The 25270-nt window shown below is 41.9% G+C and carries 22 protein-coding genes and 1 pseudogene; 11 read left to right on the top strand and 12 right to left on the bottom strand.

Features of this window, described 5'->3' with window-relative positions; translation table 11 throughout:
* Window positions 1-39 precede the first annotated feature (39 nt).
* Window positions 40-879 carry a diaminopimelate epimerase gene (gene dapF, locus V7K97_RS08890; protein ID WP_334800504.1) on the top strand — a complete coding sequence of 280 codons (840 nt, stop codon included), beginning with the start codon at window positions 40-42 and terminating at the stop codon, window positions 877-879.
* Here dapF and V7K97_RS08885 read toward each other — a convergent pair.
* The 3 genes from V7K97_RS08885 to V7K97_RS08875 form a co-directional block, all read right to left on the bottom strand.
* Window positions 863-1525: a DNA-3-methyladenine glycosylase family protein gene (locus V7K97_RS08885; protein WP_334800503.1), complete on the bottom strand. Its 663-nt coding sequence runs from the start codon at window positions 1523-1525 to the stop codon at window positions 863-865. The genes dapF and V7K97_RS08885 overlap by 17 nt on opposite strands.
* The gene (ada, locus tag V7K97_RS08880) at window positions 1509-2594 is read right to left on the bottom strand and encodes a bifunctional DNA-binding transcriptional regulator/O6-methylguanine-DNA methyltransferase Ada (RefSeq protein WP_334800502.1); all 1086 of its coding nucleotides are present in this window, start codon (window positions 2592-2594) and stop codon (window positions 1509-1511) included. The genes V7K97_RS08885 and ada overlap by 17 nt, the downstream gene beginning before the upstream one ends.
* A 340-nt stretch (window positions 2595-2934) precedes the next feature.
* The gene (locus V7K97_RS08875) at window positions 2935-3522 is read right to left on the bottom strand and encodes a Uma2 family endonuclease (protein WP_334800501.1); all 588 of its coding nucleotides are present in this window, start codon (window positions 3520-3522) and stop codon (window positions 2935-2937) included.
* Window positions 3523-3847: 325 nt separating this feature from the next.
* Between V7K97_RS08875 and V7K97_RS08870 the strand changes: the two genes are divergently transcribed.
* From V7K97_RS08870 to V7K97_RS08860, 3 genes are all read left to right on the top strand, one after another.
* Window positions 3848-6553, top strand: a complete 2706-nt coding sequence (locus tag V7K97_RS08870) for a sensor histidine kinase (protein ID WP_442938902.1) — start codon at window positions 3848-3850, stop codon at window positions 6551-6553.
* A 272-nt stretch (window positions 6554-6825) separates the two neighbouring features.
* Window positions 6826-8565, top strand: a complete 1740-nt coding sequence (locus V7K97_RS08865; RefSeq protein ID WP_334800716.1) for a PAS domain-containing sensor histidine kinase — start codon at window positions 6826-6828, stop codon at window positions 8563-8565.
* A gap of 243 nt (window positions 8566-8808) precedes the next feature.
* A complete protein-coding gene (locus tag V7K97_RS08860; RefSeq protein ID WP_334800499.1) occupies window positions 8809-9105 on the top strand; it encodes a hypothetical protein in 297 nt (98 codons plus the stop codon).
* Window positions 9106-9202: 97 nt separating this feature from the next.
* Here V7K97_RS08860 and V7K97_RS31975 read toward each other — a convergent pair.
* The 4 genes and pseudogenes from V7K97_RS31975 to V7K97_RS08840 all read right to left on the bottom strand — a co-directional run.
* A pseudogene (locus tag V7K97_RS31975) lies at window positions 9203-9517 on the bottom strand (zinc ribbon domain-containing protein); the annotation flags it as partial.
* 29 nt (window positions 9518-9546) lie between these two features.
* Window positions 9547-10008: a hypothetical protein gene (locus tag V7K97_RS08850; protein ID WP_334800496.1), complete on the bottom strand. Its 462-nt coding sequence runs from the start codon at window positions 10006-10008 to the stop codon at window positions 9547-9549.
* A 27-nt stretch (window positions 10009-10035) separates the two neighbouring features.
* Window positions 10036-11874 (bottom strand): bifunctional serine/threonine-protein kinase/formylglycine-generating enzyme family protein, encoded by a 1839-nt coding sequence (locus tag V7K97_RS08845; RefSeq protein ID WP_334800495.1) that lies wholly within the window; start codon window positions 11872-11874, stop codon window positions 10036-10038.
* A 314-nt stretch (window positions 11875-12188) separates the two neighbouring features.
* Complete coding sequence (locus V7K97_RS08840; protein WP_334800494.1) at window positions 12189-12998, bottom strand: ABC transporter permease; 810 nt, start codon at window positions 12996-12998, stop codon at window positions 12189-12191.
* Window positions 12999-13199: 201 nt separating this feature from the next.
* On the opposite strand from V7K97_RS08840, the gene V7K97_RS08835 reads away from it, so the two are divergent.
* On the top strand, window positions 13200-13835 hold the full coding sequence (locus V7K97_RS08835; RefSeq protein WP_334800493.1) for a restriction endonuclease subunit R: 636 nt from the start codon (window positions 13200-13202) through the stop codon (window positions 13833-13835).
* An 804-nt stretch (window positions 13836-14639) separates the two neighbouring features.
* Window positions 14640-15716 (top strand): glycosyltransferase family 4 protein, encoded by a 1077-nt coding sequence (locus V7K97_RS08830; protein WP_334800492.1) that lies wholly within the window; start codon window positions 14640-14642, stop codon window positions 15714-15716.
* Between the two features lie 392 nt (window positions 15717-16108).
* On the opposite strand, the gene V7K97_RS08825 is transcribed toward V7K97_RS08830, so the two are convergent.
* Entirely contained in the window at window positions 16109-17740 is a 1632-nt protein-coding gene (locus V7K97_RS08825; protein ID WP_334800491.1) for a DUF655 domain-containing protein, read from the bottom strand.
* A gap of 349 nt (window positions 17741-18089) precedes the next feature.
* Here V7K97_RS08825 and V7K97_RS08820 point away from each other — a divergent pair, with 349 nt between their 5' ends.
* The 3 genes from V7K97_RS08820 (at window position 18090) to V7K97_RS08810 (ending at window position 21254) form a co-directional block, all read left to right on the top strand.
* Entirely contained in the window at window positions 18090-19277 is a 1188-nt protein-coding gene (locus V7K97_RS08820) for a cysteine desulfurase family protein (RefSeq protein ID WP_334800714.1), read from the top strand.
* A gap of 4 nt (window positions 19278-19281) precedes the next feature.
* Complete coding sequence (locus tag V7K97_RS08815) at window positions 19282-20370, top strand: DNA-methyltransferase (RefSeq protein WP_334800490.1); 1089 nt, start codon at window positions 19282-19284, stop codon at window positions 20368-20370.
* 236 nt (window positions 20371-20606) lie between these two features.
* Complete coding sequence (locus V7K97_RS08810) at window positions 20607-21254, top strand: hypothetical protein (protein WP_334800489.1); 648 nt, start codon at window positions 20607-20609, stop codon at window positions 21252-21254.
* A gap of 43 nt (window positions 21255-21297) precedes the next feature.
* On the opposite strand, the gene V7K97_RS08805 is transcribed toward V7K97_RS08810, so the two are convergent.
* On the bottom strand, window positions 21298-21567 hold the full coding sequence (locus tag V7K97_RS08805; protein ID WP_334800488.1) for a hypothetical protein: 270 nt from the start codon (window positions 21565-21567) through the stop codon (window positions 21298-21300).
* 294 nt (window positions 21568-21861) lie between these two features.
* Complete coding sequence (locus tag V7K97_RS08800) at window positions 21862-22125, bottom strand: helix-turn-helix domain-containing protein (RefSeq protein ID WP_334800487.1); 264 nt, start codon at window positions 22123-22125, stop codon at window positions 21862-21864.
* Between the two features lie 242 nt (window positions 22126-22367).
* Between V7K97_RS08800 and rbsK the strand changes: the two genes are divergently transcribed.
* Window positions 22368-23303, top strand: a complete 936-nt coding sequence (rbsK, locus tag V7K97_RS08795; protein WP_334800486.1) for a ribokinase — start codon at window positions 22368-22370, stop codon at window positions 23301-23303.
* A 36-nt stretch (window positions 23304-23339) separates the two neighbouring features.
* Here the strand turns inward: rbsK and V7K97_RS08790 are convergent, their stop codons facing one another.
* On the bottom strand, window positions 23340-23792 hold the full coding sequence (locus V7K97_RS08790; protein ID WP_334800485.1) for a nucleoside deaminase: 453 nt from the start codon (window positions 23790-23792) through the stop codon (window positions 23340-23342).
* Between the two features lie 16 nt (window positions 23793-23808).
* Between V7K97_RS08790 and V7K97_RS08785 the strand changes: the two genes are divergently transcribed.
* Window positions 23809-24732 carry a nucleoside hydrolase gene (locus tag V7K97_RS08785; protein ID WP_334800484.1) on the top strand — a complete coding sequence of 308 codons (924 nt, stop codon included), beginning with the start codon at window positions 23809-23811 and terminating at the stop codon, window positions 24730-24732.
* A 166-nt stretch (window positions 24733-24898) separates the two neighbouring features.
* Here V7K97_RS08785 and trxA read toward each other — a convergent pair whose 3' ends face one another.
* On the bottom strand, window positions 24899-25237 hold the full coding sequence (trxA, locus tag V7K97_RS08780) for a thioredoxin (protein ID WP_334800483.1): 339 nt from the start codon (window positions 25235-25237) through the stop codon (window positions 24899-24901).
* Window positions 25238-25270 lie beyond the last annotated feature (33 nt).

Genomic DNA, 25270 nt, shown 5'->3' with positions numbered 1-25270 from the left:
TAAAGAGTAACTAATCCTTGATAATTCATCATTGAAGAAATGGCAATCGAATTTACTAAGTATCATGGTCTAGGCAACGACTTTATTCTGATTGACAATCGCTCGTCATCATTGCCTGTATTGACTCCAGAGCAAGCCATCAAGTTATGCGATCGCCATTTTGGTATCGGTGCTGATGGTGTAATTTTTGCATTACCCGCCGAAAATGGCACGGACTACACTATGCGGATTTTTAATTCCGATGGTTCAGAACCGGAAATGTGTGGTAATGGCATTCGCTGTTTAGCTGGCTTTTTAGCAGACTTAGAAGGCGAATCCCGGAATCAAGACTTATATCGCATTCATACCCTAGCTGGTGTGATGATTCCCCAAATCTTGCCTAATGGTCAAGTGAAGGTGGATATGGGTTTATCCAGGTTACTTGCTGGCGAAATTCCTACCACCCTTGCACCGGCTGAAGAAAAAGTAATTAATCAACCGTTGGAGGTGGCGGGGCAAATTTGGGATGTCACTTGTGTAAGTATGGGAAATCCTCACTGCATTACCTTTGTGGAAGATGTAGCAGCAATTGAGCTAGAAACCATCGGACCTAAATTTGAGCATCATCCAGTTTTTCCCCAACGCATAAATACTGAATTTATACAAGTGGTAAGCCGTGACTATTTGAAAATGCGGGTGTGGGAACGGGGCGCTGGGATTACATTAGCTTGCGGAACTGGTGCTTGTGCTTCCTTAGTGGCTGGTGTGTTAACGGGGAAATGCGATCGCACCGCCACGATAGAATTACCTGGTGGACCCTTACAAATTGAATGGTCAGAAGTAGACCAACGGGTTTACATGACAGGCCCAGCCGAGCGGGTATTCACTGGGAAACTGTAACGGATTTAACATTGGCATTACTCAGGTAGTAATGCCATAGAAGTCTGGCTGCAACTGCCCGCCACGGTCGCCAATGCTGTGTCATTTCTTCTAGTTGTGGAGGTGTTGGACGTGTCGCCAAGTTTTTGAGTTTTTGGAAAGCGATGGCGATCGCTAAATCCCCTTTAGGAAAGACATCAGGACGTTGCAGCGCCATGAGCAAATAAATATCAACTGTCCAATCTCCAATACCTTTGAGACGCTTTAACTCAGTTCTGATCGTAGTTTCGTCCATTGTTTCCAGCTTAGTTAAGTCAAGCTGACCAGTTGCAATTGCATTCGCCAATCCACGACAGTATAAAATCTTTTGGCGACTGAATCCAATCCCTTTTAAGTGAGGATCATCCAATGTCAGAAAGTTTTCTGGTGTCAGAGTTACAACCACCCCACATAGTCGGGTAAATACAGCCCTGGCAGCCGCTAGGGAAACTTGTTGTTCCAGAATTATGCACAGAAGCGTTGCAAAACCCGGTTTTCTTGACCATATCGGTGGAGTCCCCAGTGTTTCTAAAATCCGAGCCAAATCGCTGTCAAGATTGGCAAGCACCATTAAACTACGGGTAAAACTTTCTTCAGTCAGCGATTCTAGTTCAGGTGTTTGAGTCATCTTTGAGAAATTTCGATTCTTGTATCAGCAGTTTTTGTTTGCGCTCAATTCCCCAGTGATAACCACCAAGACTGCCATCACTCCGCAGGACACGATGACATGGTACAATCAGCGCGATCGCATTAGCTCCACAAGCATTACCCACCGCACGGACTGCCTGGGGTTTAGCAATATCACAGGCGATATCCGTGTATGTACGGGTTTCGCCATAAGGAATTTTTTGTAATGCTTGCCAAACCTGTTTCTGAAATGCTGTCCCCCGGACATCAAGTGGTAAATCGAGATGTGTTTCACTTCCCACAATAAAATCGAGGATTGCTTGTATCCATTCCTTGTGTGTGTGGTCATCCCGGATGATGTGCGCTTGGTGAAATTCTTGGTTCAAGATGTGTTCGAGTTTGTCTGCTTCATCACCTAATTTTACCGCGCAGATACCCTTCTCTGTTGTTGCCACCAGTAAATATCCTAGTGGACATGGAGCGATCGCATAAACAATGCTGATTGTCTTTCCAGCTTGTTGGTAAGTTTTTGGTGTCATTCCCAGTTGCTTAGGTGCTTTCTCATAGAGTTGGCTACTTGAACCATATCCCGTCTCGTAAACTGCATGAGCAATTTCTTCCCCTGACTGTAAACGCTGTTTCAATCGTTGACTACGCAGTGCATCTGCATATTGAAAGGGGGATACGCCAATTATTTGCTTAAATATTCTTTGCAGATAACTGGGACTCATTTCAACTTCAGAACATAATTCTGAGAGGGTTGGAACGCGATCGCCTTGTGCTTCAATGTATCGACAGACTGCTAAAACTTTCGCTTTGGCGGGATTTGGAACTGTTTCAGATTGTGGCTGACAGCGCTTACAAGGTCGAAAACCTGCAATTTCAGCCTCTTCTACCGACTGGAAGAAACAAACTTGATGGCGATTTGGTCTGCGACTAGGGCAAATCGGTCGGCAATAAATGCCTGTAGAGCGAACACCATAGAAAAACTTACCGTCAATTGTGGGATCTCGATTGAGAACGGCTTGCCAAAGAGTTTCTTCTAAAAGTTGTCTTTGTTGTAATAGCATTGATGTCTCCTCTGCCCTTTCTGGTAAATGACCGGGCGAAACCTAACCCCCCAGCCCCCTTCCCTACTAAGGAAGGGGGAGAATTCAAAGTCTCTCTCCTTTTAGGAGAGAGATTTAGAGAGAGGTTTTCCAGATACATCGCCACATACTCAGCTTTATATAACACTAGATTAAGTGTATGGAGAAACTAATTTCTATCTGATTGTTGCGATCAAAGTCGGCTGTGTTTACTGCAACTACGGCTAAAGGATATTACGGGCGATGTTCTCGTTGCAATCGCATTTCATTTACCAGAATAATTTATGATAATTATGCCAGCGTTCTACAGTAGGCAAATTACTCACCAAATTTCCGCCAAATCTAAAATAAATCCTGGCAAAACATCTTCTCCCGATAGAGTTTTAGGACTTTGTAAAATCTCAACTTCTCGATTATGACGATAAATTTCTACCTGCTGCTGTCCTCTATTAATTAACCAGCCCAATCTTGCGCCATTCTCCATATATTCCCTCATTTTGGTTCGGGTTTTTTCTAAGGAATCACTTGGAGACATTAATTCAACCACAAAATCGGGACACAAAGGAGCAAATCTTTCTTTTTCTGCTTCGCTTAAAGCATTCCAGCGTTCTATTTTCACCCAAGACGCATCTGGGGAACGTTCTGCACCATTGGGAAGTTTGAAACCGCCAGAAGAGTCAAAGGATTTTCCTAGCTGATTTTGACGACTCCAAGCTCTTAATTGATAAGTTAAATCAGCATTACGGTCACTAGTACTACTGCCCGTAGGTGGCATAATAATTAATTCCCCTGAAGCTGTCCGCTCAAACTTTAAGTCTCGATTATTTTGACAAAGTTGAAAAAATTGCTCGTCAGTCAAGTCGATATTTAATTCGAGGGTAGGAGGTAAACTGACGGTGGTAATATTCATATTATCAGTTTAGGTGGAAGCAATATATCTATTCTAGTAGTCTGTCAAGTCAGCTATGCCGGATAAATAAGTTTGTAGTCAGGACTTTAGTCCTTGTATTAAGCACTTCATAGCCCTACTGAATCATTCGCGAGCAACAAGATCCCCGACTTCGTAAAAGTTGTCGGGGATCTGCGGTTTGACTCAGCACTCTTGAACTGATTCATTTTTGGACAACTGGTTCACCCGATTGGGTGTATGCGATCGCAGCATCCAGAACTACTCTGAAAGGAGAGCCACTTTTTCTGCTGTTAGTGATCACGCCGACAGTCAAAAAACTCTCACAATGGCTATGATTGCCTTGAATATTATGCCAATTGCTTATATATTAAAGGGTCTAAGAGTGGATGAAATTGTCAAATCACCGCAGAAACCAGAGAATATGACTCTGTTGGAAACAATTGCTGCCAATTTACCGGGGATGATTTTCCAAATTCTGCAACGGCAGGATGGTTCTGTATCTATCCTTTATATTAGTTCTGGTTGTAAATATTTGTATGAATTAGAACCAGAAGCGATACAGGCAGACTTCCAGGTGCTATACAAACTGATTCATCCAGAGGATATAAAAGCTTTTACAGAATCTATTGCTGTCTGTAGCACCACTCTTGCACCTTGGTATTGGGAAGGTCGGATGATTACGCCTAGTGGCAAACTTAAGTGGATTCAAGGTACTTCGCAACCCGAATTACAAGCAGCAGGCAATTTGCTTTGGAATGGCTTGATGGTGGATATTACAGACCGCAAACAAGCCCAAGAAAAATTGCAAGAAAGTGAGGCGCGGTATCAAGCAATTTTAGATGCTATCCCCGATTTGATGTTTCGCATCAGCCGCGATGGTGAGTATTTAGATTTGAAAAGTGAGGGAGCAAATGTCACTCTTGCGAGAGAAGAAATTGTTGGCAAACATTTGCAAGAGTTATTGCCTAGTGATGTGGCGGCTATTAGCCAAGTAGCCATCGCTAAAACTTTAGATTCTGGAACTTTACAAACTTGCGAATATCAGCTACCAACGCCTTTGGGAATCAGAGATTATGAAGCGCGGTTGGTAGTGAGTGGTCAAGATGAGATTCTAGCAATTGTCCGAGATATCACAGAACGCAAACAAGCAGAAGTCAGGTTACAAAATCTTGCCCAAAAATTTGCGAAAGCTTTTAGTTGCAGCCCCGATTCAATTACTATTAGTACGCTGCAAGAAGGACGCTTCATCGAAGTTAACGACAGTTTTGTGAAACTTTCAGGTTATGAGCGAGATCAGGCCATTGGTCAAACTGCTTTTGAGTTAAATCTTTGGGTAGACGATCGCGATCGCCTAAACTTGGTACAAGAGTTGCAAGCCACGGGAGTTGTTCGCAACTTGGAAGTTCAATTTCGGAAAAAGTCTGGCGAGATAATCACAGCAATACTTTCAGCCGAAGTCATTGATTTGGATGGTATGCGTTCCATCCTAGCAGTGCATCACGACATTACAGAACGTAAACAGGTAGAAGCGCAATTCCGCCTTTCGGCCCAACGCGATCGCTTATTGGCAGAAACCCTAGTGCGAATTCGATCTTCACTCAACTTAGAGCAAATTCTCCAAACCACCGTGACGGAAGTCAGGCAATTTCTGCAAGCAGATCGAGTTTTGATTGGTTTAAGTAATGCCAATTTAGGCGTCAAAACTCTTGCCGAATCAGTAGATTCCCAGTATCCATCAATCACAGGTTGGTCTACTAATGATGAAGCTTATCTACAAGAATTAAGAAAGTTACTAAAAGATAATATTGTGCGTGTCATTGAAGACATAACACAAGTAGAAGTATCCCCCAAAGTCAAAGCCCACTGTCAAAAATTCCAAACGAAAGCTAGCTTGGCTGTACCAATTATGCTAAATAACGAATTATTTGGTGCGTTGATTGCTCATCAATGCTCAGGTTCGCGTCATTGGCAGCCAATGGAAATTGATTTGTTACAGCAGATGTCAGAACAGGTAGCGATCGCCATTCACCAAAGCCAGATATACCAAAAACTAGCAGAACTCAACACTAATTTAGAACACCAAGTACAAGAACGGACAGCAGAGTTGCAGCAGAAAATGCAAGAAGTGGAAAAATTGCATCGCGTCAAAGATGTTGTTTTGCACACAGTTACCCACGATTTGCAAACTTCAGTAATGGGTAACTTGATGGTGTTAAAGAATTTGTTAAATCAGGGAATAGGGAGTGGGGGAGAAGAATTAATAACCAATGCCCAATGCCCACTTGCCCTGAGCGGAGTCGTTCGCGTAGCGTCTCGTAGAGAAGGGATGCCCCATGCCCATTACCCCTTATCCCCAGAGGGGGCCCCACCTTCCCCCTTATCCCCAGAGGGGGCCCCACCTTCCCCCTTATCCCCAGAGGGGGCCCCACCTTCCCCAATTCCAATATCTCGCTCAATTATCGAGCGGATGATTCAAGGTAACGATCGCCAACTGACGATGATTAACTCATTGCTAGAAATCAATTCCGGTGAAAAATACGGTATTGATATCAAACCCGAACCTGTGCATTTTAGCACCCTCCTGGGAGGAATATTCGCCCAGTTGTCACCCATGCTGGCACAAAATCAAGCGACTCTGAAGAACTTGGTTCCCGCAGATTTACCGTTAGTAATGGCAGATGGAACTCGGTTGCAGAAAGTTTTGGCATATTTATTAACATATAGCTTGCAAAATAATCCACCAGGATTAAATTTTATTCTGAATGCCACCGTTGAGGGCGGAATGATTCGCACTCAGATTCAAGATGACGGTGTGGTAATGAGTAAACTCGAGTGCGATCGCCTTTTCGATCTCCATGTCCGCGATCCTCAAGACTGTTGTTCCACAAGCATTGGCTTAAAAATGTATCTTTGTCGGAAAGTTATTAAGGCACATGGCGGCAAAATCGGTGTTATTAGTAACCGCAAGCGCGGGTTAACATTCTGGTTTACACTACCTCTCTTCACTTCATCCGCAACAAATCGCCCATAAATCACCAAAAAATGAGGGGGTGTCCTAAGCATATAGAATAATAGACAACCCTATACAACAAGGCAGGGTGTTATTTATAGCGGTTCTCGAATGGATGCAATACACTTTCACCTCTCTCCTAAAAGGAGAGAGGCTTTGAATCTTGCTCCCCTTCCCTTGTAGGGAAGGGGCTGGGGGTTAGGTCTGTATTGCACTCAACAGAGAAGCGCTATATAGCAATATTGAGTAAGGGAAACACTCTCGACGGTATGGGCAAAGTTGCTCGGATGCTAATGGCTACTCTAGTTACAAAAGTGCAAAGCTGGTGGAGAAAAACCTTTTCTGCACCAACAACAGATGAAATCAGTACTCCTTACAAAGCTTGGCGTAACCATTTTTTGTGGCAGAGATTGCATTTATGGTTATGGCTGGCGCTAATCTGTCTGTTGTCTTTCACTTTGCGAGACATTTACGACTTGTTTTTCCCTTCTCAAGAGTTCGAGAAGCTACCAGAAGTACTTACAACGGAACATCTTGTAATCAATATTACAATGCTCCTGAGTATACTGATCTGCTTTGCCTTACATAAAACTAAGTTAGGTCGTCATCATCCAGATTTATTATTTTTGGGGTCTTCTTGGTCAATTAGTTTAGCTACGCAGTTGTTTGCAACTGTTAGAGGTTTTGCAGTACCTGATACCATCGGTTGGTCGCTGCTGTTCTTGAGTCAAGCTATATTAATGCCAGTCTGCTGGATTCTTCACTTGCTGACTCAAGTGAGTGTGCTGATTTACTATTTTGGTGTGAATACGGCACTTGGGCTAAAAACACCAATAGCGGATCACCCGGAAATATATAATGTAACGTTCATTTTATACATTTTTTGGTTTTGTACTATATGTGACATCGGAGTTTATCTATACGATCGCTTGCAACGTTCTGAGTTTTACGCCCGTCAAGAACTGGAATCTGCCTACCAAAAACTCAAGGTTGCAGAAGCTAAATATCGGAGCATTTTTGAAAACGCCGTTGAAGGGATTTTTCAAAGCAGTCCCAATGGACGTTACATTACGGCAAATCCGGCTTTAGCACGTATTTATGGTTACTCTTTAGTAGAAGATGTGACAGCGAATTTCACTGATATTGAGCAATTATACGTAGATCCAAACCGTCGGGCAGAATTTGTGCGCTTGATGGAAAAGTATGGCAGCGTTTCCGAGTTCGAGTCCCAAATTTATCGCCGAGATGGGAGTATTATCTGGATTTCCGAAAAAGCCTATGCAGTTCGTGACGAACATCTTAAACTGCTTTATTACGAAGGTTTGATTGAAGACATTACCCAGCGCAAGCAAACTGAAGAAGAACTACGAGTATTTTTCCATGCAGTTTCCCACGACTTACGCAATCCAGTGTTGGGTAGTTTAATGGTGTTGAAGAATTTGCTTGCACATCCAGAGGAAAATATTTCGATTTCACGCTCAATTTTAGAGCGGATGATTCAAAGTAGCGATCGCCAACTGAACTTAATTAATTCGTTGATGTCAGCTCATCTCAATGAAATGCAGGGTGTTATTTTACAACGTCAACCCGTAAAATTACTGGCAGTTGTCGAAGCTGCGATCGCTGATTTAGAGCCATTGCTAGCACAAAATCAAGCCAAGCTGACAAATCTAGTATCCGCAGACTTGCCATTAGTGAATGCTGATCCTACGCAACTATGGCGAGTTTTTTCTAACTTAATCGTCAACGCTCTGAAACATAATCCCCCGGAATTGCTTTTAATAATCAATGCTACTCGTAAGGATGACAAAATTTATTGTACTGTTAGTGATAACGGTGTGGGAATTAGTCAACAACAAAGCGATCGGCTTTTTGACCTTTACTTTCGGGGTGCAAGTATCCGCAATTCTGTAGGTTTGGGATTGGGCTTGTATCTATGTAAGCAAATCATTCATGCTCACGGCGGCGAAATTGGTGTCAATAGTGCATTGAATGCAGGCGCAACCTTCTGGTTTACATTACCTATTAGCTGACTAGACATACTGGGATATAAGCCAATACAGTTTAGTTAAGAAGATCCCCCCGCTTCCGGCGACTCCGTTAAAAAGGGGCTAAAAGATATATGAGCAAGCCTTTTTAAGGGGCGTTATATAAATCCTAGTACTAGTGACAAAAGTAACTATTCAAACATGACTTTCGATACAGGCGTGTACCTGATTATTCCGATTACATTGTGAATATACAAATCAAGTAACGCAACGGAGATTAAAGGATATATGAACCGCATTAAATCTATTCTTCTTGGAGGCTTATTAGCAGCTGCTTCAATTGCTGCTCTTTCTCAAAATGCTAATGCTGCTGAATTTAAATCTGAGCATGATCATTTTAATCGTGATACTGTAGCTTTTAATAACAGTAAAGCCCAACGCGAACGTCAAGTACGTGAACAACGCGCTCGTGAATTACGTGAACGTCAAGTACGTGAACGACGCGCTCGTGAATTACGTGAACGTCAAGCGCGTGAACGACGCGCTCGTGAATTACGTGAACGTCAAACTCGTTATAATCACTAAACTGAAAATTTTACCTCATATTACCTTAGGAGAGTATTGTTACTCTCCTTTTTTTGTTTGTATAAATCTGCTCAAATTAATGCCAAAATAATGTTAATTAAACGTGAGTTCGATGGCTCATTTGACACTCCCCGCTCTCAAGAGACGGGGATTCTTTAATCAAAGACATGACTTGCTCATCCAGGATTACTCCAGCATGAGTAGTGGCCGCATCTCCTAAAGCGGGGAAGAGCGTCTAGCGCAAAGGTTCCGGTATGCCCTATTCCAATCCCCGACTAAGGATAATTAAGGCTGCATTTTCGTCCCTATCCATCACCCAACCACACTTACAAGCGTGTGTTCTGGTAGATAGAGTTTTTTTAACAACTTCACCACAGCTAGAGCATTCTTGGGTTGTGTATTGCGGATTAAGCATTTCTTCTCACCGAGTTACTTTTTAGTTCACAAACTTGTTCTAATCCACCAGCTTATTTTCTCCAAATTAGGATCGATTTCCTGCCAAAAGCTTGCTGAAGAGTCTGCTTCTCTTGTTGCTGCGAATATTTTATCTATGCTGTCGAAGTTTTTTTGAATCAACTGCTTATCTAGTTTAGGAATATCTAATTTCAGATATTTCAGCCGGTTGGGTAACTCTACTTTCTCGCTGGTCGGCAAACCACTAATCTGCTCAACTTGTTCTAGAATTTTGTCTACTGATGCAATGACTTCTTGTAGGTTCGGCTTTTTAGTTTGTAATTGTAAGTCTTTTTCTTCAAAGTTTGCTTCTTGATTCCCTAAGTTTACTATCACTATTTTGACGAAGAAAATATTGTAATCAATCTCACTTACTTCACCAACTTGTTGATGATATTTTCCACTTTGATTTATCAGTACTATGTCACCTTTCTCAATTCTATCGTCCATAATTTATACAACCTCTGAATTAAATTGCTAAATAATCTCCTCTACAGAAAATACTACTCTAAAGCCACAAACCCTTAGTCCACCGTCTGACTCGTTCCAGCTACGACTAGCGCTGCGACAAAGTTCTGCATTGAAACTCCAAGAACCACCGCGTAGTACCCGGCGATGAATATCACCGCCAACTTCCCAAGCTGTTCCATCTAAGGGTGCGTCGCTGTAATTGTTGTGCCACGAATCAGCACACCATTCCCAAACTAGCCCGTGCATATCATACAATCCAAAGGCGTTGGCAACTTCAAAACTACCGACGTTTGTTGTTTCTTTACGAAATTTGCTTTTTGGTTCCATAGTGCAACTGACTAATTCAGGGGTAATGGTTTCGCCAAAGTGGAATGAAGTTGTAGTTCCAGCCCGACAAGCATATTCCCATTCAGCTTCACTTGGTAAACGATAGTCGCGTCCAGTTTTTTCTGATAGCCTCAGACAGAATTCTACAGCCTCATACCAAGATACATTTTCCACTGGTCTATCTAGACCTTGGAATTTCGACGGATGGGGATTTAAAGCTTGTTTGACTTTGGGTAAAGCTGCAACTACTCTCCACTGTGCTTGAGTTACAGGAAATTTCCCCATAAAAAATGGTTCGACGGTAACTTGATGTCGAGGACGTTCGTCAGCATCCCCTTCAAACTCCGGTGAACCCATCATGTAAGTACCACTAGGAATCGATACCATTTCTAAGGTGACAGATTTACCCAATTCTTCGGCAAAAAAGTTTGCATTACCACTCATGCGGTTGACTTCTCTACCACCTGTGTCTACAGTCACTATGTCAAACTCAAAAGTTTCTAAGGGGGGTAATGGTAGAATTACTTTTTGTGGTAACGGCGGTAATCTGGGTTGAGACATCGAAACAATTTTTAGGGCAATAGGTTCAATGTTCGATGTTACAAACTTTAAATCGTTGATAACTTCTACTGCTGTTTGATACCTTTCACTTGGTAAATGTTTTAATAATTTATCTAAAATTTTCCCTAAGTCGTCGCTGATAGTAATACCTTTTTTCTGTAAATGTTCGCGCCACAACCATTTAGCATTCATGGCATCATAAATAGGATCGTTAATTTGGCCAGAAGCATCTTGTAAAGGCAAACATTGAGTTAAAAGACGCACACAAGTTACACCCAAAGCATATAAATCACTGCCATGACAAGCAAATCCAGCCATTTGTTCCGTTGGGGCATAACCAAGGGTATAAATTACTGTCGCTTGTCTTCCTAAACTGGTTTGTGTTACCTGTTTAGCACCGCCAAAGTCAATTAAGACGGGTTTTTCGTCACTTGCACGGCGGATAATATTTTCTGGTTTTATATCACGATGAATGACGTTATGGGTGTGAATGAATTCCAGAACTGGTAATAAATCAGCTAAAAGTTCCCAAATTTGTTGTTCGCCATAGATTTGTTGCTGAACTTCTTGTAAGAGGGTTTTTCCTTGAATAAATTCTTGGACGAGATACAAACTAGTACCTTGTTCAAAATAAGCTAGTAATCTGGGAATTTGGGTATGATTTTCTCCCAATTCATACAACCGAAAAGCTTCTTCTTTAAAAAATTCTGCTGCTTTCGTGCGTTGTCCTGTTCCCTGAAATTGTGGGAAAAATTGCTTGATGACGCAAGGGGCATTTAGTCTATCGACATCTTCTGTAGCATAAGTTCTACTAAATCCACCTTCACCTAATAGTCTTAATACGCGGTAACGGTTTCTGAGAAGTTTGCCAAAGTTGCTTTGTCCGCAACTCACGCAAAACCTATTGCTATCAGAGTTGAATGGATTTGAGCAATTGGGATTTTGGCAGATTTGCATAATGAGGGGGAAATAGCATCTTCTCCAAAGTTAGCCCCAATATTATCTAATTGAAAACCGTGATGTAGAGAAGTGAACACGGAATTTTATTCATGTGCTTAAAACTATCTTTCACACGAGGGCATAAGGATGAATAAATTATATTTATTTACTTATCTATATTAGGACGTTATGTTAGCGGAAAGCACGGCATATTGCCATGATATTGGTGAGTTATGGCAAGCCTAATGCACCCTAGATTTTAATATAGCTGTTATTCACTATCCAAAAAAGTTCACGGATAACCAAATCACTTTTATTGCCAATTGCGACTATTATTTGAAACTTTTATTCTCTCCAGAAGCACGAATTAATTCAGCGACAAGAGCAACGATCGCCGATACTGAAATTAACATTACACTGAGTGCATTAATATCAGGCTTAACTCCAGCTCTAATCCGACTAAAAATCTCCATTGGCAGGGTGTTATAACCGCTACCAGCCGTAAAACTGGCAATGAGAAAGTCATCTAAGCTAAGAACAAAAGCCAAGAGACAACCAGCTATAATCCCAGGCATTAATTGAGGTAGCAATACTTTGATGAAGGCTTGCGTTGGTGTAGCGCCTAAATCTAGGGCTGCTTCTTCTAAGTGGGGATCTAAATTAGTCAGTCGGGAAGCAACCACAAGTCCGACGTAGGCGAGACAAAACACGATATGGGCTGCAACTATCGTCCACAAACTTAAAGGGATTGCAAAGGCCGCTAGACATACTAGGGTAGCCACTGCGATCGCAATATCAGGAATAATCAATGGTAGGTAAGCAACACCCCGATACAATTTCTTACCAAAAAAATCGTAACGCGCTAACCCAACCGCCATCAAGGTTCCCAGCACTGCTGAAATCCCCACAGCACAACCAGCAACGATCATACTGTTTTGCAAAGCTGATAAGATGCGATCGTCACTGAATAACTTGCGATACCAATCGAGAGTGAATCCTTGCCAAGTTGCACTGTAGGGCGACTGATTGAAGCTATAAAAGCCAAGTACCAGTATAGGCAGGTACATGAACACAAACATCAGCACGGAGAAAACCGCCTGCCATGAGACACGCGGTTTTTTGAGAGATGGAGAGATATTCACGTTTATATGTGATTTTATTGATAGAAATATAAAATATCATATTTAATGTAATAAGTCAATCATTTAACTCTCCTCCTAGGGTAAATAGGTTGATGGTAGGGCAAGAGAAAACGTTTAAAACTATGAAAGCTAAATATTTGCAGTCATAAGCTCAAAAGCGCATTTACTTTCAGTATCATTTACGAAAAATATTTTGGGATTATGATTCAAACAATACAGGCTAAAGAAATTACCCTCCTTGACTTAGAGACTAGCTTTGGACTCCAGTTGGTTGAGGATGAGCAATTTTTTAGAGAGTGGCAAGATAACTTACCAGAAATCACCAATTCCCAAAAACAACAGCTTGACCGAGTTAAGGCAAGTTATGCCAATTTGCTCAAGTACCCTCCCCTGCTGGAAAACACTGTCAAAATGGTGGTGTTGTCTCCCCTGTTGGATTTAGCAGATTTTTATCTATCTCCGTTTCATGTCAAATCTGAAAAATCTGTAGAAGTTTCGGCTGTTGATGAAGGTGTAAGAGTCAAAGGGCAGATTGATATCTTAGTTTTGTTTGAACAGCTAGTAGTAGTAGTTATAGAGTCAAAACAAGCAGCTTTTTCTGTGGAAATTGGCAAACCCCAGTTGCTAGCTTATATGCTGGCAATTTCTAACTCGGATAAACCAATATATGGACTAATATGTAATGGCAGTAGTTTTATTTTTGTAAAATTGATTAAACAAGAAACAGCAAAATATATATTCTCTCGCTTGTTTTACATTTTCAATCCAGGGAATGAATTGTACACAGTTTTGAGTGTGTTGAAGCGTCTGGGTCAATTAGCGAGAAATGGCAGTTAGGAGAGTGGGTAGACAAGTTGGGTGATGTTTATATTTCACTTTAGCAAGCTACGCGCAGTGTCTCGTAGAGATAAAAATCGCGTCCCTAAGTAAGTGGGCAACAATAAATAAAACTATGTTACGTAATGTAAAATTAATTAAATTAGCTTGTAGTAAGCGGCTCTAGCCGCTTACTACAAACCTTTAATTATTCACGCCCACTTACTTACTGGAAAAAAGAGCTTTTAAGTGCAAATATACCTGGCGATTAGAAATCGCGGCTACACAAACTCTCGTCCGCCTGCGCGGACTCAAGAAATTGTCAACCCAGGTCGGTGGGTAAAGTCTCGTATAGCCGCGAATTCTATTCGCTAGATATATTTTTACGAAAGTGAGATGCTCCCCATCCTATCCTTTAGAGTAGGGAAAGCCGCCCAAAGAGTGTCTACGCACTTTATTCTTTAATTAATATTTTAAAACCAGATGAGTGACAGGTAGTAATAGAGGTTTTTCGCCCATTATCACCATTTAAACGTAGTTTTTGACCATTCTATAAACTTGCTGTTTATCCAAAAATCTCTATTTAAAATTACATAAAATCAAACAAAAATTAATAGTTTAGAGTATAGTTACCTCTTTAGTAGTGGGTGATTTCCGTACTAAGATAGATAAAAAATATAGAAGTAACAGCATAAGATTTGAAGGAAATTGTTAATCAGCTTAGTATCTGAAGTTATTTTCTGATGCAAAGTGAATCAATTACAAGCACTAAAACAACAGAAATAAAAAACTTCTAATTCAAGTTTTATTTTTTAGGAGATTGTGATGAGAATTGCTCAAATAGCTCCATTGTGGGAGAGAGTTCCGCCCCCAGCTTATGGTGGTATCGAGTTAGTAGTAGGGTTACTGACTGATGAATTAGTCCGGCGCGGACACGAAGTAACTTTATTTGCATCGGGAGATTCTATTAGTCTGGCAAAACTAACATCTGTTCATCCCCGTGCCCTCAGACTCGATCCGACTATCAAAGATTACGGCATTTACGAGATGTTGAATATCGCTTCGGTGTATGAACGCGCAGAAGAGTTTGATATTATTCACTCTCATATCGGGCATGGGGCACTGGCTTACGCAAATCTTGTCAAAACCCCTACAGTTCATACGTTGCACGGTATTTTTACCCCTGACAACGAAAAGATGTTTAGTTTTGGTAAAAAACAACCCTACATCAATATTTCCAATTCACAACGAGAACCAAGGTTAGGCTTGAACTCGATAGCGACGGTTTACAACGGGATTGATGTCAGCAGTTATGAGTTTCATTCCCAACCAGAAGATCCTCCTTACTTAGCTTTTTTAGGTCGGATGTCTCCAGAGAAGGGAGCGCACTTAGCGATAGAAATTGCCAAAAAAGCTGGCTGGCATTTAAAAATGGCAGGTAAGATCGATGTCGTTGATGTGGAATATTTTGAGAAGGAAATTAAACCGCATATTGACGGGGAGCAAATTGAATATCTGGGTGAAGCCAACCATGCTCAAAAAAATGCTCTGATGGGTGGTGCAGTAGCAACTCTGTTCCCCATCACTTGGCGGGAACCCTTTGGTTTGGTGATGATTGAGTCAATGGCTTCGGGTACGCCAGTGATTGCGATGAAATTGGGGTCTACTGAAGAGGTAATTTCCCACGGTCAGACGGGTTTCCTCTGCAATAATATTCAAGAGTGCATTAGTGCTATCGATCGCGTCACAGAGTTAGATCGGTACGCCTGTCGTCAGTATGTCGAAAAGCTTTTCAGCGTTGGGCACATGACTGATGGCTATGAGGCGGTTTATCAACAAGTAATCGCAGAACGATTTTCTCAGAATGGGCATTTTCGCAGTTTGGTTGATTTAGCTAGCTAGCGATCTTAAATATCGCTAGGACTTACGCAAAATATCTCTCAAACTCTGATTTCTCCGTGTCGCGCCAGTTGCTTCTCCCAGGGGGAGACGCTGCGCGAACAAGTCTCTTAACCGCAAGGGCGCACTGGCAACTCTATTGCCTCTGCGGTTCGTTATTCCGTAATATCATGTCCGCATAATTAGTTATGCTAACCACAGTCAATACACCCCACCCCCAGCCCCTAAGAGCTTGCGGGGAGGGGAGACAAAGCATAGCTTTGGCGGGGGTGGGGTTCTTCGGGTTTAATAAGCAATCAAGCGGACATGATATAACTCGTAGCCCTGGCGAATAGAATTCGCGGCTACACAAACAAAGCCCACCTCCGTGGGCTAAGGAAAAATGCTGTGCTACCCTACCAAGTTACGCGATCGCTCCATTTTGCCAACATCTTAGCACTCACTCCTGGAACTCGTTCTAAGTCTTGTAAAGATGTAAATTTTTGCTTTTCACGGCTAAATATTATTCGCTGTGCTAACTTCTTACCCACGCCAGGGAGAGTTGCTAATTCTTCTAAACTTGCGATGTTGATATTTACTTTTTGAATTTCTTTAAGTTCAGTTGATGAAGAAGTTTTTATCTGGGGACACCGTGTTTGTTCTAATTTAATTTTTTCTTGAATTGCTGGTGGTAAACCGGGTTTAACTTTGGCATAAAGACGAGCGAATTCTCGCACATAATGGGCAGCAACTAGAGGATTTTCAATCACTACAAGAGTTTCATCATTACCATTATTAGCCGCATCAGACCAATTATGAGAACCTGTAATTACTGTTTGACTATCAATAACCCCAAATTTGTGATGCAATAAATCGCCTTTGGGTAAAACAGGTACACCTACGGTAGTAATTGGATTTTGCCAAGGATGGTTGTCAATTTCATATTTACATTTGTTACTGAGAGCAACCCCCATCATATCCAATGCTTCGCTGTAGGGTCTATAAGCGAATTGTGGTTCAATTAAAGCCCGAATTTGCACACTTTGTTGATGGCGTTTTTCTAAAATATTGGCAAGACGCTGTTCGGAAAACACAAATAACGCCAAATCAGTAGATTTGGTTGCTGAATCTAAAGTTTTGCCAATTAAACCATTGCTACTGTTACTCCAAGGTTGAGTTGGAGAAGTAGGCGAAAATTGCACAGTAATTTGGCTTGTTCCTAAAGTTATTTGTTTAGGTAAACGTATCGGCTTTTGCAAACCAAATCGACTATCTGGTTGACCTCCTAGCCCATCTCCCCACATAATATTAAACTCTTCGGTAAATAAAGATGCTAATTCTGGACTGTCAATCTGCAATAAGTTATTGGCATTTCCTAAACTACTGGAATTTGTAAAATCACCAGAAGTATCACTTAATGTAAAATTAGCCGAAGTGATAATTACAACCCGATTGTCCACAATCACAAATTTGTGATGCATCAAACTGCTACCTGCTGAACCATCTGCTCGATCGTCCAGCCAGGGAATTTTGGCATTCTGCAAAATCATCAAAGCATCTCTTTGATTGATTTCTGCTAGACTAAGTTGATTATCTTGGTTAATATCGATAAATTGGCGAGATTCGTTATAGCGTTCCCGTTCTCTTTTATCTAACTTATCTACTTCAGTGGATGTTAAGCTACTCCAAGGTCGGCTATAGGTATTTTCTAAAATGATCCTGACTTTTACCCCAGCTTTTTGTCTATCAACCAATGTTTGGGCAAGTCTGGGTAAACGTAATTCTTGCACCGCCACATCTACTGTAGATTTAGCGTGGGTAATAGCATCAACAATCTGTTTTTCTAAATCATCCCCAAGGCGAGTTTGCTGACGGTAAGCTTCTTGGTATTCTGAAGACTCAGAATGGTTAAAGTAAACTTGAACTAACGGATCTTGTGGTAAGGGTGCTAGACGCTGATTGAAGGACTGGACTCGTTGACAACCAGCGAGGGAGAATATGAGTAAAAAGATATATAAAAAATATCTTTGTCTAGAGATAAGTTGCACTGTAATCTGTTAAAAGTAGATTGGGAGTGGATATAAGGCGGTTTTCACTTAAGTTAAATACAAAACCTAACCCCCAACCCCTTCCCTACAAGGGAAGGGGAGTAAGACTCAAAGCCTCTACCCTTCAATAGAAGTGAGGTTAAAACTCTACTGAACCCGATTGAGAACCGCTAGATTTATAATTCCCAAAATTTTGGGTTCTGAATTAAGTAGAGAAATAACTTTTCAAGTAAAGGGAAAAATCCACACAGAATTACAGAGATTTTTTCAGGGTTTGTCTACTAAAGCTGTAGATGCTAACAAGTTCAGCAGTTTATTACTAGCGTGTGTTCTCACTATTATCGGTTTTATGCAAATTTATCTAGATTACAGCGCCACTACACCAACTCGAAAAGAAGCGATCGCAGTTATGCAAACAGTCCTCACTCAACAGTGGGGCAATCCTTCCAGCTTACATGAGTGGGGACAACGGGCAGCAACGGTTGTAGAAGAAGCTAGAGTCCAAGTTGCTGGTTTAATTAACGCCGCCACTGCTGAATCGATCATTTTTACCTCTGGTGGTACTGAGGCAAATAATTTAGCAATTATGGGTGTGGCTCGGTTGTATGCTGTTCCTCAACATCTAATTATCTCCAGCGTTGAGCATTCCGCAATTTCTGAGACAGTAAGGTTGCTAGAAATGTGGGGTTGGGAAGTTACGCGCTTGTCTGTAGATGTTAAAGGCAGAGTCAATCCCCTAGATTTAAAGGCGGCGTTGCGACATAATACAGTGTTGGTTTCCGTGATTTACGGTCAAAGTGAAGTTGGGACAGTGCAACCGATCGCAGAACTGGGTAAAATTGTGCGATCGCATGATGCTTTGTTCCATACAGATGCGGTACAAGCTGCGGGACGCTTACCTATAGATGTGCAACAACTTCCTGTAGACTTACTTAGTCTTTCTAGTCATAAAATATATGGACCACAAGGTGCAGGGGCGTTATATGTGCGTCCTGGTGTAGAATTATTGCCCTTAATTAGTGGCGGTGGACAAGAAATGGGACTACGTTCTGGTACACAAGCAGTACCAATAATTGCCGGATTTGGTGTAGCAGCAGAATTAGCAGCGCAAGAATTGGCTACAGAAACACCACGTTTAATTGAGTTACGCGATCGCGCTTTTGCCCAATTAGCTGAGATTCCCGGTTTAATTGCTACAGGTGATGGCTGCGATCGTTTACCTCACCATGTAAGTATGTGCCTAGAAAACGCCGACGGGAAAAAACTTAGCGGTAAAACCTTGGTACGACAACTAAACCTTGCTGGCATCGGCATCAGTGCTGGTGCTGCCTGTCACAGTGGTAAACTTAGCCCTAGTCCGATATTGTTAGCGATGGGTTATTCTGAAAAAGCTGCTTTCGGCGGAATTCGCATCACATTGGGGCGTGATACCACTGAAGCTGATATAGATTGGACGGTGATGGTGTTGAAGCAAGTTTTACAAAGGCTGACAAATGAATCATTAAAGCAACAACTCCTTCAAACTCGAGTAAAGTAATAGGATGAATTCGCTAGGTGTTCCGATGATTGAGGAGAACGAGCTTCTGAAGAATATAGGTTCTGTTAAGGATTACCTCACTTCATCAAACAGCACACCACTGTTCTTACAGGCTGACAGTTATGCCCTACTAAAGTTATTTCCTGCTGATTGTATCGATTGTGTAATCACATCTCCTCCCTATTGGGGACAAAGAGCTTACATTAATGGAGGAATTGGTCTTGAAGACAAGTGGGAAGACTATATCAATAACTTGCTTGGAATCTTCTGTGAAGTAAAGCGAATTCTTAAACCCAGTGGCTCTTTTTGGTTAAATCTCGGAGATACATATCAGCGTAAATCTCTGATTGGTATACCCTGGAGAGTTGCACTAGCAATGAGCGATAAACAAGGTTGGATTCTTCGCAATAGCGTCATTTGGAATAAAGTAAAAGGCGCACCTGATAATGCAAAAGACAAACTCCGAAATGTGTATGAACCTGTTTTCCATTTTGTAAAGACAGACCGCTATTTTTACGATGTTGATGCAATTCGCTCGAAGCCAAGACAAGCCAAAATTGTCAATGGTTCCGTAGTTTCTGCAACAGGCGTTTCTGGTGTACGCTATCGTCGGCAAATTGAATTATCTACAGCACTTAGTGATTTGGAACGTACAAATGCTCTGAAGGCTCTTGGTGAAATATTACAGGAAGTGCGACTAGGTAAATTATCTGACTTTCGCATGATTATTCGCGGTCAGCAACGAACTACGCACTCCGATTCAACAAAGGTTTCTGGACGAGCGCGTGAACTTACTGAACGCGGCTTCTATTTTCTCAAATATCACCCAAATGGTAGTAAACCTAGCGATGTCTGGGATATTTTGCCAGAAGATACTCAAAAACGGAAACTTCATTTTGCACCCTACCCTGAAGATATCTGTAAACTTCCGATTCTTGCTACCTGTCCACAATCTGGTGTTGTACTAGACCCATTTACAGGAACAGGCACAACGAATTTGGTTGCATTTCAACTGGGACGAAGCTCGATTGGAATTGATATTTCAGGTGAATACATTACTGCTGCTCATGAAAGGTGTGGACTACTGTCATGACTAAAGTTGTCGAATTGTACGGGAATCCTACAAACCAATCACTTATCTGGAGTGATATTGCATCTAGTCAAAACTGTCCTTTCCTATCTCGCAAATGTCTCAAGAATAGGAAAAGTGAGCCTGATCTTACTATCGGCTCATGCACAGTTTCTTACGGTAGAGAAGCCCGGAATATTATTATCTGCCCGTTTCGACTTCTTGAGCGTAGTCAAATCTTTACAGATTGTATTCATTTATTGACACTTCATGAGCCTGGTAACGAACTTCGGATTGTTCCTGAAATTGCAGTACCAGGAGGCAGCATAGATTACTGTCTTGCTTCTGTACGTTCAGGAAAAGTCATCGATTTTATTGGCATTGAACTGCAAACTCTTGATACTACTGGAACAGTCTGGCCAGAACGACAACGTTTTCTCCAGCGTCATGGTGTTTCAGTGAGAGATGTGGATGTCGCATCGGGCAAAAGTTTTGGTATGAACTGGAAAATGACTGCAAAGACAATCTTGATGCAACTCCATCACAAAATTCACACGTTTGAACATCTCAGCAAACATCTTGTTTTGGTAGTTCAAGATTGCCTTATTGATTATATGCAACGAGAATTTTCCTTTGAACATATTCAAGATGCTCGTCTTGGAAATCCTATGCATTTTCACTCCTACGAGTTGCTTGCTGAAGCTTCAGGTTATCGTATTCAACTTACAAAGCGTTGGAGTACAGATGGGAATGGAATTGCACAGTGTCTTGGTCTACAAACCAGCCCAAGAGTGGAGCTAGAAGTAATGTTAAGGCAAATTGAGGAGAAGTTACAACAAAGCAGCTTATTGTTTGTTGGACAGCCATTACCCGTTTCCACACATGAAGATGTTACTGATGACAGCTAAAAATTTCCAAATAGCAGTTGCTTGCAGAGCTATCAGCGAGAAACTACCTAACGTTATGTGTGAACATACCTGGATGCACAATTCTATCCATCTTGGCAAAATTAGTATCTAGTCTGTATTTGTACCGGATCAATATTTCACGTAAAAGGTGCTGATATTCTCTAGTTGGTTTATATATTTTTCCTTCAACCCCCCATGAATCAACTATTTTTTGAGCTTCTAAAAACTCTTGAATAGATCCTTTAAATTTATAACCGCTAGTGTTTGTCTGCTGTAAATTTGCTGTTCTTTGAGTTGTATCTTCTGGCTCCAAAACCAGATAATCTGGCGGATTATGATAATGAGTATAGCGTTTCTCAATCTAGTGAGGTACATCTTAAGCCCCCTCCTCGCTTGCTCTTAGGGGGTTGGGGGTGGGGTTCTTGTACCTCACTCAACCGAGAACCGCTATATCTCTAGCTAAAGCTACCGACAAACCAGAGACAACACATACATCAAGAATACGAGGCTTACCATAGATAATTTTTTCAGGCAACCATGCCAGCATAGCAACATAGGTTTGATCATACTGAAAGTGATTTTGGCTGCCTGATTACATCCTGTGTATTCATACCTCCTCCTCACAAGACGCTTCAGATATTCCTTGTTCAACTTTTCTGAGAAGATCGCAAGGATCTACGCCGATTACGCGAGTAACTAACAGAAACTCAATTACATCTAACCGCCGTTCACCATTTTCATATTTGGCTACGAAAGATTGTGGCTTTTTCAAGGATTTAGCAAGCGTCTGTTGAGTTAGTTTTGCTTCTTTACGAGCCGCAATCATACAGCGACGGAATATTTGATAGTCCTGACTGAAAACAAATTTCATTGTGCCTTGGCTTTAGCACTATATATATATACGTTGAACACAATAAACCTGTTTTCGGATAATCCCAAAACAGGATATTGTGACATATCCTAGCCTCATAACGAAGAAGTGCGTAGGCGTAGCCCGTCGTAGACATCGCACTTCTCGTGCAAGTTCTTGAGTAAGGGCGATATTTATGCAGTTTGCGATCGCATCCTGTAATATCAATCAAAATAACTTTAAGCTCAATAGAAATCAGCATCATGAGTATTATCGTCTTCGGCAGCATCAATATAGACTTGGTGGCAACAGCACCCCGGTTGCCAGTTGCAGGAGAAACGTTGCTAGGAGAAGAATTTTTTAAAGTTTCGGGAGGTAAAGGAGCCAATCAAGCCGTAGCATTAGCAAAATTGGGAATTCCTACCCAGATAGTTGGGCGTGTAGGTGCAGACGATTTTGGTACGGAACTTGTGAACAATTTGCAAACATCTGGTGTGCAGACTCATAACATTTTTGTAGATGAAACTGTTAGTTCTGGAGTCGCCATCATCACCGTGAGTCATACTGGTGAAAATCAAATCGTCGTCATTCCTGGTGCTAATGGGCGCGTCAATCAAGAAGATGTAGAGCGATTATCCCACTTGTTACCACAAGCTACAGCACTACTTTTACAACTAGAAATTCCGATTACTGCCGTGGTTGCTGCTGCTAAAGCCGCACAAGGTGCAAACATCAAAGTAATTCTCGACCCCGCACCCGCACAATCTAATTTACCAGATGAACTGTACACATTAGTAGATATTATGACACCGAATGAAGTTGAAGCAGCGCAGTTGGTGGGTTTTCCTGTGGATGGAGAAGAACTTGCAGCCAAAGCAGCTGCGGTTTTGTTACAACGGGGTGTGAAATGTGCGATCGTCAAACTGGGTGCTAAGGGTGTTTTTTGTGCCACGGCTGAGGAAAAGTTTTTTGTACCCGCGTTTCGGGTTAATGTGCTTGACACAGTAGCCGCAGGTGATGCTTTCAATGGCGGTTTAGCGGCGGCACTTTTTGAAGGACTTTCTTTACATCAAGCAGTGGTTTGGGGTGCAGCAGTCGGTGCTTTAGCGGCGACAAAATCAGGCGCACAAACTTCGCTACCGGATAGGTTTACGTTTGATGCATTTCTTAGGGAAAGGGGAGTAGGGAGTAGGGAGTAGGGACTAGGGACTGGGGACTGGAAAACAACTCTTACCTTAATACCCAATACCCAGTCCCCAATACCCAATATCTTCATTCCAAAGTTCAGGGTTAGTTTCAATAAACTCACTCATCATTTGTTCGCAATCGTCAAGATTAAGATCAATTACTTCCACACCGTGAGATACCATAAATTCTTTAGCACCAGGAAAAGTTCTCGATTCTCCAGCGATGACTTTTTTAATGCCAAATTGTACTACTGCCCCAGCGCACAGGTAACACGGCATTAAAGTTGAATAGAGTGTTGTACCTCTATAACTGCCGACTCTTCCAGCATTGCGGAGACAATCGATTTCCGCGTGGGTAACAGGATCGGCGTCTTGCACACGTTTATTGTGTCCTCTGCCGAGAATTTTGCCATCCTTGACGAGAACCGAACCAATGGGAATCCCACCTTCTTGTCTGCCTTGTTTTGCTTCTTGAATTGCAGCTTCCATAAACTCATCCATATTAATATCTCCTTTTATGACAAAACAACTTGTATTAATGGATCACGATGGCGGTGTAGATGATTATCTAGCAACTATGCTGCTGTTGACGATGGATCATATTGAACTCCTTGGTGTTGTCGTCACTCCAGCAGATTGCTACGTTCAACCGGCTGTTAGCGCCACACGTAAAATTATAGATTTGATGGGATTTTCTCATATCTCGGTTGCAGAAAGCACTGTGCGCGGGATCAATCCATTTCCTACTCTCTATCGCCGTGATTCGTTTATCGTTGACCATCTCCCCATTCTCAATCAAAGGGAAACCATCGTTACCCCTCTGGTTGCCGAAACAGGTCAAGATTTTATGATCCAGGTGTTACGTGACGCATTAGAACCCGTAACGTTGATGGTAACTGGCCCGTTGACCACCGTTGCAGTAGCTTTGGATAAAGCACCAGACATTGAAGCAAAGATTCACAAGATTGTGTGGATGGGGGGGGCGTTGAATGTTGGTGGGAATGTGGAAAAAAGTCTGGAAGCAGGACAAGACGGTTCCGCCGAATGGAATGTTTATTGGGACGCAGTTTCAGCAGCGCGGGTATGGCAAACCCAAATTGAAATTATTATGTGTTCTTTGGATTTGACTAACAATGTCCCAGTCACATCAGAATTAGTGCAAAAAATGGGACGACAACGCCACTATTCCATCTCGGATTTAGCTGGACAATGTTATGCACTAGTTATTCCCCAAGATTATTATTTTTGGGATGTCTTGGCAACGGCTTATCTGGGACATCCAGAATTCTATGAATTGCGCCAATGGGAAACAGAAATTATCACTACTGGCCTTAGTCAGGGGCGTACTAAAGTAGTTCCTAGTGGTCGGAAAATTTCGGCGATGGATAAAGTAGATAAAGAGGCTTTTTATGCTTACATTTTGCAGCAATGGGCAAGGTAAATAAGTGAAGGAGGCAGCAATCCGTTTACAGATCGCTAGCCGCTAAAGATGCGACTGGCCAGTAAGATCAAGGTATTGATCGGTCAACCAACGGCTTTCAGATGAAGCGAGGAAGGCAGCCACATCTGCAATATCGCTGCCTCCAGACTGGGAACATTACGAATTGCTAAAGAAGCTTCTGAACAGCGCTGCTAAAGTCTTCGTAAGGAGAAACTCCCACGATGGTCTCTGCTAAAATACCATCTTTGAAAATTAAAACCGCCGGAATACTGCGAAGACCGAATTTTTTGAAAATCGGCTTGTTGCTGTCAACGTCTACCTTAACTACTTTGGCGCGACCTTTATATTCCTGGGCAAGTTGCTCCATTAAAGGACTGATCAGGCGACAGGGACCACACCAAGTAGCAGTAAAATCAACAACAACGACTTTCTCTTCACTTCCATTTAAAACAACATCAAATTCACTTTCTTCAACGTAAGCAACTATATGAGTATCAGTAGACATTTTTTAATTCCTTAGTGTCAAACTAAAATTTCA

Origin of the sequence: Nostoc sp., assembly GCF_036917815.1 — a bacterium.
Lineage (GTDB): Bacteria > Cyanobacteriota > Cyanobacteriia > Cyanobacteriales > Nostocaceae > Nostoc.
This window is presented reverse-complemented; position numbering and strand designations above follow the sequence as displayed.

What these genes read in the sequence shown, in the direction of transcription:
- dapF (WP_334800504.1), top strand. Translation starts at nt 40, where the DNA reads ATGGCAATCGAATTTACTAAGTATCATGGTCTAGGCAACGACTTTATT.
- V7K97_RS08885 (WP_334800503.1), bottom strand. Translation starts at nt 1,525, where the DNA reads ATGACTCAAACACCTGAACTAGAATCGCTGACTGAAGAAAGTTTTACC.
- ada (WP_334800502.1), bottom strand. Translation starts at nt 2,594, where the DNA reads ATGCTATTACAACAAAGACAACTTTTAGAAGAAACTCTTTGGCAAGCC.
- V7K97_RS08875 (WP_334800501.1), bottom strand. Translation starts at nt 3,522, where the DNA reads ATGAATATTACCACCGTCAGTTTACCTCCTACCCTCGAATTAAATATC.
- V7K97_RS08870 (WP_442938902.1), top strand. Translation starts at nt 3,848, where the DNA reads ATGGCTATGATTGCCTTGAATATTATGCCAATTGCTTATATATTAAAG.
- V7K97_RS08865 (WP_334800716.1), top strand. Translation starts at nt 6,826, where the DNA reads ATGGCTACTCTAGTTACAAAAGTGCAAAGCTGGTGGAGAAAAACCTTT.
- V7K97_RS08860 (WP_334800499.1), top strand. Translation starts at nt 8,809, where the DNA reads ATGAACCGCATTAAATCTATTCTTCTTGGAGGCTTATTAGCAGCTGCT.
- V7K97_RS08850 (WP_334800496.1), bottom strand. Translation starts at nt 10,008, where the DNA reads ATGGACGATAGAATTGAGAAAGGTGACATAGTACTGATAAATCAAAGT.
- V7K97_RS08845 (WP_334800495.1), bottom strand. Translation starts at nt 11,874, where the DNA reads ATGCAAATCTGCCAAAATCCCAATTGCTCAAATCCATTCAACTCTGAT.
- V7K97_RS08835 (WP_334800493.1), top strand. Translation starts at nt 13,200, where the DNA reads ATGATTCAAACAATACAGGCTAAAGAAATTACCCTCCTTGACTTAGAG.
- V7K97_RS08830 (WP_334800492.1), top strand. Translation starts at nt 14,640, where the DNA reads ATGAGAATTGCTCAAATAGCTCCATTGTGGGAGAGAGTTCCGCCCCCA.
- V7K97_RS08820 (WP_334800714.1), top strand. Translation starts at nt 18,090, where the DNA reads ATGCAAATTTATCTAGATTACAGCGCCACTACACCAACTCGAAAAGAA.
- V7K97_RS08815 (WP_334800490.1), top strand. Translation starts at nt 19,282, where the DNA reads ATGAATTCGCTAGGTGTTCCGATGATTGAGGAGAACGAGCTTCTGAAG.
- V7K97_RS08800 (WP_334800487.1), bottom strand. Translation starts at nt 22,125, where the DNA reads ATGAAATTTGTTTTCAGTCAGGACTATCAAATATTCCGTCGCTGTATG.
- rbsK (WP_334800486.1), top strand. Translation starts at nt 22,368, where the DNA reads ATGAGTATTATCGTCTTCGGCAGCATCAATATAGACTTGGTGGCAACA.
- V7K97_RS08790 (WP_334800485.1), bottom strand. Translation starts at nt 23,792, where the DNA reads ATGGATGAGTTTATGGAAGCTGCAATTCAAGAAGCAAAACAAGGCAGA.
- V7K97_RS08785 (WP_334800484.1), top strand. Translation starts at nt 23,809, where the DNA reads ATGACAAAACAACTTGTATTAATGGATCACGATGGCGGTGTAGATGAT.
- trxA (WP_334800483.1), bottom strand. Translation starts at nt 25,237, where the DNA reads ATGTCTACTGATACTCATATAGTTGCTTACGTTGAAGAAAGTGAATTT.